This window comes from Streptomyces sp. 351MFTsu5.1 (assembly GCF_000383655.1).
Classification (GTDB): Bacteria; Actinomycetota; Actinomycetes; order Streptomycetales; family Streptomycetaceae; genus Streptomyces; species Streptomyces griseorubiginosus.
In genome coordinates this window covers 68,557-81,723 of sequence record NZ_KB911789.1, presented here as the reverse complement: position 1 = coordinate 81,723, position 13,167 = coordinate 68,557, and the positions used below count along the sequence as shown (strand labels likewise).

Below are 13,167 nucleotides of genomic sequence, written 5' to 3'. Positions count from 1 at the left end.
GGAGCGTTCCTGCATGACCGACCAACCCGCCAGAGTCCCCGCCCAGGCGTCCCCTTCCGCGACCGCCGCGTACGTGCGGATCTACGAGCAGGAACAGCCGCGGCTCGTCGCCTACGCCCGCTCGCTCACCCGCAACTCCTGGGCAGCCGAGGACCTCGTCGCCGAGGCGCACTTCCGCGTGTGGCGCCGGCTGTCCGCCGGGCACGAGATCGACAACGTCCCGGCGTACCTCATGACGACCGTGCGGCACCTCGCCTCCTCCGTCGCGAGCGCCACGCACGAGACCCCGCGCGATCCGCAGATCCCCGAGCAGGCGTCCGCCGGACAGGTGGAGGACCCCGCCGAACAGGTCTCCGCCACCGACCTGTTGGTCCGCGTCCTCGGTGAACTCCCCGAACGCTGGGTGCGGGCCCTGTGGCTCGCCGACGCCGAAGGGCAGCCGCTGGAGTCCGTCGGCCGGCAGATCGGCGCCAAGCAGGGCGCGACGGCCGTACTGCTGCACCGCGCCCGCGAAGGCATGCGCCAGGCGTTCCTGCGCTCGCAGACCGAGGCACCCGAGGATCCCGCGTGCGAGGTCCACTGGGTCCGCATGCCGGCCTATGTGCGGGGCACGGCTACCGCACGTCAGTCGGAGCGCCTCCTCGCCCACGTCGACGTCTGCGACGAGTGCCGGGGGCGGCTCGCCGTGCTGGTCCGCGCGAACAATCGGTTGCCCGCCCTCGCCGGACCCGCGCTGCTGGTCCTCGCGGTGGGTGGCGGGGCCACGGGGAAGTTCCTGGCGTCGCTGACGGCGGGGGCTGCGACAGGGGGCGCGGGGGCGGCCGTGGGTTCTGCGGGTTCTGCGGGTTCCGCAGGTTCCGCGGGAGGTGTTTCGGCGGGCGGGCCGGGTCTTCTCCGTACGGTCCGTGCGGCGGCCCCGAAGGGCAAGGCCGCCCTCGCCTCCGGTACGGCGGCGGCCGCGGCCATCGCGGTCGTTCTGACCCTCGGGGTCAACGAGGCGCCCTCGACGGTCACTTCGCCCACGAGGGAGCCGCTGGCTCAGGGGCCGGTGGCGGGGTCCGCGGCGGGACCGACGCAAGGGCCGGCGGCGGATGCCCCGGCAGGCCCCCGGACGGTCACGGCCCAACGGGGTCGGAGCCGGGTCGGCGGTGCGGGGGCGGTCGTAGCGGGAGACGGGTCAGGCGGGCGACTGGGTGGGGGAGGCCCGGAGACAGCGCGGCCCGAGGAGCCGGGTGACTCCGGCTCGGGGACGCGGGAACAGCCTGCGCCGGTGGTGCCGGGTCCTGGTCCTGGTCCTGTGGAGCCTGCGCCGGTGGTGCCCGGTACGGGTCCTGCTCCTGTGGAGCCCACGCCGGAGGTCCCGGACCCCGGCCCCACGGGTGTGGTGCCTGCGCCGGAGCTGCCGAGCCCCGGCCCCAGTCCTGCGGAGCCGGCTCCGGTGGATCCCAGTCCCAGCCCTGTGGAGCCCGCTCCGGAGGTGCCGGATCCCAGCCCCAGCCCTGTGGAGCCGGCTCCGGTGGTGCCGGACCCCAGCCCCAGCCCTGTCGACCCCCCGCCCGGTGACGACGTACCCGTGCCGGAGCCGAGCAGCCCGACTCCTGTTGATCCCCCGCCTGTTGAGGAGACACCGGCCCCGCCCACGTATTCCGAGCCCTCACCCGCTCCGGAGCCTCCCGAGATCCCGGAACCTTCGGAGCCCCCGGTCGCCCCTGAGCCACCCGAGACCCCGGAACCCCCGGTCGGCGGAGGCTGCGGCGGCGAGCCCGCACCCTCGCCCGGGAAACCCGTCGCGGACCAGCAGGCAGCCGAACCGGCGTCGAACCGGCCGCAGACGCGGGCCGACGCGGGTCAGGCGTCCTGAATCCTCACGGCCTCACTGGTGGTACGGCTGCTGCGGCGCCTGTCCGCCGTGCACCTGCCCGCCCTGCCCACCACCGGCGGCCGCCTGCGCCTGCAACTGCTCCGCCTCCTGCGCGCTCAGCTTGCTCTCCGCACCGCAGAAGGTGCACTGCGTCGCGTACTTGGTGGAGATCGGGAACAGTGGCACGAAGAACAGCGTGAACTTCGTGACCCGCTTGCGCAGGGTGTGCGCGGCCGGATTCCCGCACCGCCCGCACACCAGGGTGAGTATCGCGAGCTGGTACAGGTAGCCCTTGGTGCCAAAGAGGATGAGCATGGTGTCGTCGCCTTCCGGGATCGGTGCTTGAGAGGCAGTATCCCCGCAGCCGCCGCCCACGCCGAGTGGCGGCCGCGTCCCGCGGAGCGAGTAGGCGGACCGGACAGACGAATGGCGCCGCCCACCCCTGGAACGGGACGGGCGGCGCCACACGTCGAAACCGGAGACTTATCCGGGGAACGGCTTGCTCGCGTCGTCCTCAGCCTTGATGCACGCGTCGAGCTTCTTCTGGATGGCGGCCGCGTCGCTGAGCGCCTTCCGGGCGGCCGCGGTCTCCCCGAGCTGCTTCAGCTTCGCGGCCTTGGCCTTGAGGTTGGCGATCTGCTGACGCATCTGGCCCTTGTCGCAGGTGATGGCGGCCTTCACCGACACCTGACCCAGATCGGCCGACGTGGCGGCCTGAGCGGGCGCCGACGTGATGAAGAAGCCTCCGACGATGGCCGCGGAGACGGCCAGGGCGGAAAAGCGCTTGGTCATGAGTGTTTCCCCCAGTTAGGGCTGGCATTGGTCGGAGTGGATCTTACAAAACTTATGTAACTCGTCAGTAACAAGCCGGACTTCGCCCGAAGTACCGCGTCGTGAAGTGACCGGCCTGGACCGGGACGGACCCGGTTCAACTCTCCAGGCGGCTCAGCGCCTCCATGGCCTCGCGCTCGATGAGTGACAGTTCGAGGAGCGTGGTGCCCGCCCGTACGAGGTACTGCTCTTCCCCCGACTCCCCGGCCCGGGTGATCAGCGCGGCGACCTCGGTCCACAGAGCGGCCGCCTCGGCGTACAGCCGGTGCCCGGTGTGCAGGTGGTCACTGTCGACGCACTCGGCACACTCCGCGAGGAAGTCACGGTAGAGATTGCGGAACAGCGCACCTGTACAGCCGGTGCCCGGTGTGCAGGTGGTCACTGTCGACGCACTCGGCACACTCCGCGAGGAAGTCACGGTAGAGATTGCGGAACAGCGCACCCCCAGTACCGGCCTTCTCCATCAGCAGGGCGGCCTGCGGCAGGTCCCGCCCCGGGTCGTCACTCCGCCGCAGCCATGCGCCTACGGCCTTGCCGGCCTTCTCGATGCCCCGGTGACCCAGGTTGGCGATGGGCGGGTTGAGGAAGGCGTGGGCGCAGGCGGTGACGGAGGCCACGATCGAGGTGCGAGGCGCGGGCAGGTCTCGGGGCGCCGTGAGCGTGAAGGACCGGTGTTTGGCGGCCATGGGCCCCCGAGCGGCCCGAGCCTCGGCGAGACTGCCCAGACTGGTGGACACGGCCCCGCCCTGCTGCTCGGTGTCGACGAGATGGGCGATGCGCTCGTCATAGCCGTACAGGGCGACGACATGGCCCCCGAAGTGCACCTTCGCCGTGAAGTACTCCAGATGAAAACTGTCGAGCTGCAACCCGACCGGCCGACCGCGCCCGACCATCTCCACCACATCGGCCCACGCCTTGCGCGGCGAGGCCGTTTCCCGCACCGACAACTCCAGCCCGAGCGTCTCGGCCAGATTCCGCGTCAGCTCGAACGGCTTCACCCGTCCGCCGAGAAAGGGAAAGTCCATGCTCCTGCTGTCCCAGTACACGAAGGACAGCCCGCGCCCGAGCCCGAAGAGCATGGGCTCGGAGAGATCGATCCCTTGATGGCGGAGCAGCACACCGAGGGTGGTGGTCTCGCAGTGCTGGGTGGTGCGGACGTCGATACGGCGCAGCGTGGGCATGCCGGGGAGTCCTTTGGGGCCTAGGACTTCCTTATAGAGCCGAAGTCCGGTTGAACAGTTTCCAGTGGTCCTCTGAGACCACTTCGACGGGCAGTCGGCGGTCTGGTCGTCCATCGCGTAGACCGGCCCTCCGATGCGGCACGCCCAACTACCTCCATTCCAGCGCGGTCATGGGGAGGGAGCGACTGTCCTCTGATGAATCGCCAGGGCTCGCCCGGGTCGGCGTCGGGAGCGCCGTAGCCAGCGGTAGGGATGCACAGGGCGTCGGACTCGGCGATCGCCTTGCCTAGAAGATTGACCAACGCATTCCGAATGCTCCTGTTCGTTACACCGGAGTCAGTAAGGAGAAGTCCATCACAGCCTTCCTGAGCCACGGTGGAAAGCCCCTAGGTCAGAAATTGCCCCCCAACGATCCGGAGGGAGACCAACGTGCCAGCCTCGGCCCACAGCACAGCCACCCCACCACATGGCACTGACATTGCCGGCGGCGCGGAGAACTCAGCCGGAGTGACGGCGGGACGGCCTCCCAGGGCTGAGTCGTTCCGTAAGGGGTAGACGAGCGAAGCAAGCGCAGCCACCGATACCGCGGGAGGGATCCACATGCCGCGCATGATGGAACGAATCAAGTAGTTCGCAAAGAGCCCCCACGGCCGCCGCGCAGCCGGACAGGCCCGCCGAGCCGCCTCCGACCCCCGCCGCCAGGCCCAGGCGAAGGGGCTGCTGGGCAGGCTTCGCGGTCGCCGCTGATCCAGCCCACCCACCGAGGTCGATCTCGACCGGTGCGGTACGCCTGTGATCACACCGCTCACCGGGCCTGCGCGACCTGCTTCAACCGAACTAGTCTCCAGCGTGATCCACTTCGTCGGCGCTGATGCTCCGACCCCTCGCTGTTTGCATGCGCAGCACCCGGCTCCGGGTGGCGATCCGTGACCCAGATGCCCGTGCACTGGCTTCGGGCTCACGGCCTCGATGTGGACGAGGTATTGGATCGGACGCAGAGGCGCTTTGAGGCTGTGGGTGCCATCCCCCACGGTGACCGATGCACCCCAGCGGTCTCCCAATGCTCCGTCCGTATCCCTGTGATGCGCTCGGATTTTTCGGGATGTCCGAAGCGGACCGTTGAGTTTCCTTTTCTGCGACAATTGAGACAGTTGCCCGATGTGGCATTCAATCGCTCACTGCAGGGATCCTCTTCCGCCACCCGAGTTAGTAATTCGAAGACCCTTCTAACTGGTACGGTGCGCCTTAAGGTCACCTCGCCGGTAGCCGCGATGAAAAGTGGCACCTGTGCTCAGAATTCTGGGCAATGGAAGGTGTCATCTGCGTCGTTCGCCACCTTCGGGCGGATAATGCGATCAGGTGCCAGAGAATTGCTGAGCGGGCTGAGATTATGCGATGGTGCGGTTAAGCAAATGATTAGGAATAGTCGACAAGATGCCGGGCTCTCGATGCCCACGGTAAGCGAAGTAAAGATCTTCTCGAGCGCGTGTGCAAAGAATCATAAAACCGAGGCGCGCATCCACGCTGGTCGGATCCTCCGTGTATGCGTCCAAATCCGGTACGAAGACGCTGTCGAACTCCAAACCCTTCATGCTGGCTGTACTCAGAACCCGAATGGGTCGTGTAGAGAAGTCGATGGCGTTCCTGTATTGGTCATCGTGCGCATACGCTTGGGTATACTTCGCGAGTCCGATGCGTGTGAGGTCGGTCTGAATTTTTCGTAGCAAATGAGTGGACCTGCAGATGATTCCGATACTCCGCTCAGGATGCGCGAAGAAGTATCGTTGCACTCCTGTCACGACGTGCTCGGTTGAGGGCACTTTCAAGACAGTGGGTGTACGTCCGGTGCGACTCGGCAGGGCGAGATCGCCGCGGGCCTGTTCGCGGAACTCTGATGCCAGCATCGCGATCTCTCGACTATTCCGTCGATTCCCGCTCAAGACGATTGGACCGGCGTGAATGGCTAGGGCTCGGCGTATCTCGGACAAGGTGCTCTGGTCGTCTTCGATCCTCTGGTTTTCATCAGCGCACACGGTCACGCCGACGCCGATAATTCGGCACAGTTGATAGAAGGCTACAGGAAGATATTGCCCCTCGTCGATCACCAAGTGAGCCGTCGAGGTTACCCTGTTCAGAATGCAGGCACGCTGCATATCGATCCAGTCGTAATTCCAGCCATCTTCGTCGGTTTGTGGAATATCGGTCTCGAAGCGGCGGCGCCAAAAATCCTGGATCCATCGGTGATATGTGGTGACATTGACAGCTTCTGTGAGGGCCGGTGCTATTTGCGCCAGGTACTGGTGCAGCAGATTGGAGCGCGTGAAGAGGATTACATCGCGCCCTGCGGTCGCTAGAGCCCAGGCGCGATAAATGGCCATCACAGTTTTTCCGGTACCAGGAGCGCCCGTGATGAGGTGATTTCCGTGGAACGGAAGGTCGAGGACCGCTCGTTGCTCGGTTCCGAGGCTTAGGAGCGAGGGGGGCTTCATGCTAGATCGACCGCTCCGGCCGATTCCTCGAGTGCTGCCTGTACCACTCCCCTGAAAAACCCCGGGATATCGCCGTCACCGATCAAAAGCGTTCTGTCCAGAAGAGAATTGTCGATCTCGCAGCATGTCTCCGGCAGGAGAGTGCATGCATGACAGGCAGCACGGTTGAGGTTGGCCAGAGACCTTCCGGTTGAGTCGGCACACAGAGGGTCCTGGGAGCACCACTGCGCTGATTCCAGCAGTCGGATCAAGGTTTCGGAGAGATTGGGCGGCTGCCCCTGGCGGACCAGTCCACCCAGAGTCCCTTCCGCGTCCCCGGCAGCTGTGTAGATGAACACGCCTGCCTGAGGCGGGAGTTCGCTGCCGGGGACGTGACTTCGGGCGTAGACGCGTTCCCGTAGCGAGGCCGCGTTGTAACCGCTGTCGTATGAGAGCTGTCGAATGAAGTGATGAGCCAGGGTGTGCAGCATCACGAACCGAGGGAGGAGGTGTGGGCCCGACTTCTCTCTGAGCCGGTCAGCCTTGAAGGACGCATCCAGGTTGCGCTCGATCCGCCGTGTCCAGTCACGAACCGACGGGAGCATCTCCCAGGCGCTCACGCGTTCCTCATCGATAGCGATGAAGATTCCTTCGCCGTATGTTTCTACGGCGGGCAGCCATTGGGCGCGCGTCTGGGTGTTGACTGATACAACGCGTCCTCCCTCGCCGTCTTCATCGTCGCCGGAGCTCGGTTCGTAGCGCGAGAACCCTTCGAGTGCACGTACTTCACGCACCCGGTCCGCGACCACGACGGCACAGATGTTCACAGCCAGCTCCTGCATGGATTCAGGGGCTCCGAAGTCGATCCCGAGGTGTGTCCGGCGAACGGAAAAGGTCTTCGAGTCGACCACGGATTCTGGAAGGGAGAAGGCTGCCCACTCGGCGATGCTGAGGTCGTCGTCCGCATCAGCCGCTGAAAGCAGCGAGGCTGATTCGTCGGCGTTGCGGCGCACATTGTCGACGAACTCCTTCTGCACCTCGCACTGGTCGGCGATGACGTCTCTGTAAGCATCCGACAGAGGCCCGCCGACCGCACTGATGAAGTCTGGCCACAGATGGTGATTGACAATCTTCTGGGCCAGCTCGTCATCGTCGGACATTCCTGCGGGTGCGGGAATATCAATGGCCGAGTGAGTGATCGGGAAGTACACGTTGGAGGCGCCGCGCTGCACAGCCTGCGCTGTCTCCTCACAAGATTCCGACTCATCTGTTTCGGACTGCCAAGGATGACTCCCGGGGCATGCCAGCCCTGTTTGCTTGAGGATGTTCTTTTGGCTGATGCCTGCCAAACTGCGTCCGGCTTGGCACACAGCGCAGGTGACGCGCAGAGCTTCCAGGCCGGAGGAGTCGGGAGTGGCGACGAACCGAAGCCGGCGAACCTGGCATTGACGTTGAGCATGTCCCTCACTCCTGGAGTGAGCCCATCGGCGCCAGTCGATGTCGGACATGTGACCGGCCCTGCACACCTGGATGAAACGCATCGGGGCCAGTTGCGCCTTACCTGTGCATCGGTCGCAGGCCGGCTGCTTGTCCCGTGTCTCACGATCCGGGCGCCAGAGCTGCATCTCCCTGCATTGGGGACAAAATAGCCACTTGGGAAAACGCACGTACGATGGCCCGACGCGGGTTGTGTAGGCGGCCTTTCCGCTCGGAATGACTGGAGCTGATCGGAAGCCTGAAACGCTCAACTTCTTCGCGAGTCGCGGCGATTCGACTCGCTCACCTGCCGCTGCCCAGCTCCGAATGTCGGCGGCTACGAAGGATTCACCTCTGAGGTCGATGATTCCACCGACACCGAACGGAACAATCGTCTGCGCCCTGCGGACTTTGCGACGAACATCCTTCACTGCTCTTACGCTCCTTTCACGGCCACTAGGCACTCACGGTCGACGTTGCGCATCGATTGTGGCGTCTCCCACAAACCGCCCTGCTTGCCAAAGTCGGTGAGAAGTGCTGTGTGCAGCCGGCCTTGCGGCTGATAATAGAGCCGGCTGCCGTCGCCGCGCGCGATCTCGGCTTCCTGCTCCCAGGCTTCGATCAGAGCGTCCAACTGTTCACCTGCGGCATCAGCCTCGTGCGGGTCGGCCCGTCGAATGTGATCCACGAGAATTTCACGAATCCGGGCGACTTCTACCTTGTGATAGAGGATTTCTCCGGCCTTGTTCTCTGAGTTCAGGCCAATTCCATGTCGCACCAGGATGGTGAGCACCGCGTGCAGGGCTCGTTCGCGGGAGGGCAGAGACCACGGGGTGACGCTGGTGGGTTCCACGTGCCGGTAGAGCGAACGGTGGTAGACGCCGAAGGACTCGTAGTGGGACCGGTCGCGCGGTTTGGTCGACCGGAAGAGAGTAACGATCAGCCCTGGTACGTGACGACGGCCGACCCGGCTGGTGGCCTGGATATATTCCGATGTCGTCTTGGGCTGCCCGTTCATGAGCATGAGGCCGAGTCGTGGGATGTCGACGCCCACAGAGAGCATATTGGTGGTGGCGAGGAAGGAGACGCTGCCCCGTTCCTTGAACGTCTTGCCCAGTCTCTCGAGTAGTCGTGGTTGGGCGGCGCGTGGGATGTTACTGGTGAGCTCGACCACTGAGTCGTCGTGCAGCTTGCGTCGACGTGTGTCGTCCTTGGTCAGATGCTCAAGACGCGCGGGGATGTCGTCCCTCGCGATCGTGACCGTTCGTCCGAGCTCCCGCAGGCTGTTGTGATATGCGACCGTTGTCCAATATGCGTCGCGAAGAATTTCGTCGTCACAAATTTCTTTCGAGGCCTGCAACGCAGCGGCACCCACGTGAACAGTCGAAGTCGAGGCGGTGTGTCCCTGAGCCATCACGCCAACGTAGAGACGTCCGGGTTTGTCCGTGTCGGGAGAGGCAAAGTATGAGTGGCCAGCTCTGATCCCCGCCGGGGGGAAGAGCTGTGCTGAGCGACCGTAGAGGCTGCGAATCTGGTCCTGCGAGCGTCGGATCGTCGCTGTCGACGCAACGACCTTCGGCAAGGTGCCATTCCAAGCACACAACTCCAGGATGGCCGATTCGTACAGACCGACGGTTGTTCCCAATGGACCGGCCAGCAGGTGCAATTCGTCCTGGATCACCAGCGAGGGCGCACGCCTTCCGTCCCGTCCGAAGAGGTTTCCTGCCTCTGGTTCCCACGCCAGTCGTGCGAACTTGTCCACTGTGCCAAGCACGAAAGTCGGTGGGTTCTTGTAGATCTGCTCGTCCACGACGGACACCGGGAGCCGATCGTGGAAGACGCACGTGTCCCTCGGACAGAAGAACGAGGTGGTGACGCCGTCGGCCCGGATTCCGAAATCACGGTCCTGCCCGTGCCGTTCGGGGACAATCTCGGTGCCACACCAGGGGCAGCGTTCCAGTAGAAAACGATCATCGGGTGAGTTCATCTGCTTCAGGGCGCCGAGTTCGTCCTGTGCGGCGGAGATCTTGTTCGGCGTTGTGTCCTTACCGACCCAGAGTCCGATGGAGATGGGCTCTTGCCCCAAGTCGTGAGGCAGCGATCCGTCACGTCCGGTTCTGATGTACTCCAGTGCGCAGATGGCGGTGGCCGTTCGCTGGAACTGTTGGGTGGTGAGCAGACTCAGTGTGTAGCGGCTCAGTACCGCTGTCCCACCCCCGGCTGCGCCGAACCGTAGGCGCCGCCAGAGGATCTCGAAACAGGCGGTGAGCAGATAGGCCTCCGTCTTGCCTCCCCCAGTAGGAAACCAAATGAGATCCACTGTTTTGCGGTCTGGGTGTTCAGGGTTCATCAGACCCTCGACCACCAGAAGGAAAAAGGCGAGCTGGAACGGATGCCACGCATAGTCCCCATCGGGCTCGGACAGCTCGAGCACTTCGCTCTTCCTTTGGCGACGGCTGCCTGCCAGTTCTCGGCGACTATGGAGCATCTGAAGCGCCATAGCCCGATTGGCCAGGCGGAAGGCCTCGCGTGCCTTATCTCCCGCGGAAGTTGATGCGGTAAGAGCCTCCACTCCAGACGTCATTCGGTCGATCGCGGTCTTGATGCGGTCGAGGATGCGTTTGGCGGGGGCAGCCGCCCATGGCCGCAAGGACTCCGCATCCGACCGCTGGGTGTCGAACCACTCGCGGTAGCCCAACACGAAGGACCTGAGTTCGGACTTGAGCTCATCCACAGAGAGGCCGACCTGGGAAAGGTGCGCGAGGTTGAGCACAGGCAGGTTCTTAGGTCCGTCGGGCTTGATGTGCTCGACCACCTGCTGCGGCATGACCTGCGCTCGCACGGAGGTAACCTGATCGGATCCGTCGTCCCACTCAACGGCACAGCCATGCCCCACGGCCCTGTTCACGATGTGCTGGTACTGGACGCGCAGCTCCTGTTCCTCTTCGTCGCGGCTGTTGAGGCGAGTGCTCGGATACTCGAGGATCGCTCCTCCGATTGTCTTCGCCTCCAGTTCGGCTTGGAAGAGCATGAGGTCGCGGTCCTTGTGCGTGCTCTCTTCTTCGTTGTGCGCGTTCGCCAGCACGCATGTGATCAGATGGCCTGCGCCGAAACGACGCCACCGGACATGGAGGCGACCGTGGCCCTCCAGAACATCGATGGGGCTTGCTTGATCAACCGGGACGGTCTTCGTTGTGGATAGCCGCGGTTGCCTTTGCCAACTCCGACGTCCGCCCTCACGTGACGTCAGATAGCGAGATGCCCGACATGTCACCGCGACTGCGGTGGCGTTGGTAAAGAAGGAGAAGCCGAGCGATGAGGGGAGCCATGCGTTTGCCTCAGCCACCGGATCGTCGGCAAAGTTGTCCTCCTCCCCATTTCCCGCCTCTGTCTCGTGGAAAGCCTGCTCGCCGTCCTCCTGCGAGTGCTCCAGCAGGGAGGCTCCCCGCGGATACAACGTACCCATCAGATAGCGCCTGTCAGGCGGATCGACGAGAACTTCGTCCTCTGCTACGGCAGGGCCAACCAACTCCCGGCGGAGGTACGCCACGAAGTCGTCGCGGTGTTCGGAGAGCTGCGAATCGGACTCGTTCATCGGAGGCCGCCTTTCCGTGATAGTGCGGCTATGCCCAGATCCTTCAGTGCCAGGCGGGTGTCCGGCCGGCAGGCCACCCAAAGCTGGGAACGAGCTCTGGTCCACGCGACGTAGAGGGCGTCTAGCCGACCTTCCAGGTGGTGGGGTTCGAGGTCAATCAAACAGACGATGTGATTTTCGTGGCCCTTGAAGTCGGAGACCGACGACCAGGTAAGACGGTGCTTCATACGGTCGGACCCGACCACATCAGCGAATCGTTCTATCTTTGAGGATCGCCGTGACAAACGGGCGGAACTCGATTCCCAGTCTCCGGATGCGGACAACAGCGTGATGTCCCGTGGCGAGACACCCTCTCGCACGAGCTCGTCCACATAGGCGTCGAGGACGATCGCTTCCTCCTGAACGTCATGCACGTTGGCGAAGCGGACTGGTTCGCCCTCACCCGCAGAGGCGACGCCCAGGTCGGCGCCTGTGTAGAGGCGAACCTGATTGACGATCTGCATCGTGTTGCGGCAGTTGCGCTTCATCGGCCCATACACGGAACCAAGAGGACGCAGGTACTCCCAGGCCTCCGGATCGTAGGAATCCGGAGCCAGCACCTGATTATTCTGATCCAACATAAAAATCCAGCGACCTTCGGTCAAACCGCCGACAACCAGTTCCTCCAAAGTGCTGAGGCTGTCGAAACTCATCAGATCTTGAGCCTCGTCCACGATGAGTTGGTCGAACATACGGTCCCGAACCTCATCCAGGCGGTCGAACGGCAGGACGGTGATTGCGTCTTCGCAGAGGATTCGTTCCATATGAGTAGCCAGCGTGGTGCTCGCACAGGTGAACAAAACGCTGCCGGAGGCGGCCTTGCGGCGAGCGGCCTCAGCAGCGAGGAAGGTTTTGCCGGTACCTGCCCCTCCGGTCCAGATGAGGCGTGGGTTGGACTCCAACTCATCTAGCCTGTCGAACTGTTCGTTGGTTAGCCGTTCGAAGGCGACTTCCAGGTGTGCCAACCGGGACTGCAGGTTCGGTACGAGGTCGAACTCCGGGCGCACGGCGTCGAGCATCTTCTTGCGCAGTGCGGCGGAGACTGGGGTGCGGGCCCATCTGTTCCGTGCGAGCCAGAAGCGGGTGGCTCGCTCGATGCCCTGTGCCAGCCCGCGCCCTCCGTCGTAGGCGGCGGCGCCGAGATATTGCGGGGCTTCGAACTCGGTCGTGCGTCGCAGGTCGACGTCCGGGGTGATCACCAGGTATCCGCTGGGGACGCCATGACTTCTCAGATCGCCGACCAACGCGCCGATCTCCCGTTCGAACTCGTGCATACCCCCGCTGGCCTGCGCGAAGGGACTCTCCTTCGGGCCTGTTTCGCGACCGGGCGGCCCGTAGTACCACCCTGCGTCCCGGTGATGGACATGACCACCCTTGACCTCGATGAAGAGCAGGAGGTCGGGCATGATGACGACGAAGTCGATCTCGCCGACACGCTTCCAGCGATGCTGTGGAAGATGAACAGAGTGCAGTGCGACGCTCTGCTCATCGGGAATCGCCTTGAGCGCCGCGAAGACGCTCCGCTCGGCCCGGCTCCGTGTACTGCTCGAGACCTCGCTCGGAATGATCCGCATCAACTCTCCCCATGGTCACGCCAATGCAGATCTAAAATACCTACTCGTGAGCGCTGGGCGAGCACGGTCGCCGACGAGGGTTCGCTGGCAGCAGTGGTCCCATGAGTGATGAACTACGGGGAACTGACACGGAGTGCGGGCA

General features: G+C 64.1%; 7 protein-coding genes and 1 pseudogene. 1 reads left to right on the top strand and 7 read right to left on the bottom strand.

Going from position 1 to position 13,167, the window contains the following annotated elements; genetic code table 11:
• Positions 1–13 precede the first annotated feature (13 nt).
• Complete coding sequence (locus H295_RS0129500) at positions 14–1,861, top strand: sigma-70 family RNA polymerase sigma factor (RefSeq protein ID WP_020138948.1); 1,848 nt, start codon at positions 14–16, stop codon at positions 1,859–1,861.
• 12 nt (positions 1,862–1,873) lie between these two features.
• Here the strand turns inward: H295_RS0129500 and H295_RS0129495 are convergent, their stop codons facing one another.
• The 7 genes and pseudogenes from H295_RS0129495 to H295_RS0129470 all read right to left on the bottom strand — a co-directional run bounded on the left by H295_RS0129495 (position 1,874) and on the right by H295_RS0129470 (position 13,025).
• Complete coding sequence (locus tag H295_RS0129495) at positions 1,874–2,176, bottom strand: zinc-ribbon domain-containing protein (RefSeq protein WP_020138947.1); 303 nt, start codon at positions 2,174–2,176, stop codon at positions 1,874–1,876.
• 168 nt (positions 2,177–2,344) lie between these two features.
• Positions 2,345–2,653: a hypothetical protein gene (locus tag H295_RS0129490; RefSeq protein ID WP_020138946.1), complete on the bottom strand. Its 309-nt coding sequence runs from the start codon at positions 2,651–2,653 to the stop codon at positions 2,345–2,347.
• Positions 2,654–2,789: 136 nt separating this feature from the next.
• Positions 2,790–3,873: pseudogene (locus tag H295_RS43660) on the bottom strand (BtrH N-terminal domain-containing protein).
• A 1,388-nt stretch (positions 3,874–5,261) separates the two neighbouring features.
• Positions 5,262–6,251 carry a hypothetical protein gene (locus tag H295_RS47270; RefSeq protein WP_158691075.1) on the bottom strand — a complete coding sequence of 330 codons (990 nt, stop codon included), beginning with the start codon at positions 6,249–6,251 and terminating at the stop codon, positions 5,262–5,264.
• A 107-nt stretch (positions 6,252–6,358) separates the two neighbouring features.
• Entirely contained in the window at positions 6,359–8,248 is a 1,890-nt protein-coding gene (drmB, locus tag H295_RS0129480) for a DrmB family protein (RefSeq protein WP_028809861.1), read from the bottom strand.
• A 5-nt stretch (positions 8,249–8,253) separates the two neighbouring features.
• Complete coding sequence (locus H295_RS0129475) at positions 8,254–11,412, bottom strand: helicase-related protein (protein ID WP_020138944.1); 3,159 nt, start codon at positions 11,410–11,412, stop codon at positions 8,254–8,256.
• The gene (locus H295_RS0129470) at positions 11,409–13,025 is read right to left on the bottom strand and encodes a nuclease-related domain-containing DEAD/DEAH box helicase (protein ID WP_020138943.1); all 1,617 of its coding nucleotides are present in this window, start codon (positions 13,023–13,025) and stop codon (positions 11,409–11,411) included. Before H295_RS0129470 ends, H295_RS0129475 begins: the two co-directional genes overlap by 4 nt.
• Between the last annotated feature and the right edge of the window lie 142 nt (positions 13,026–13,167).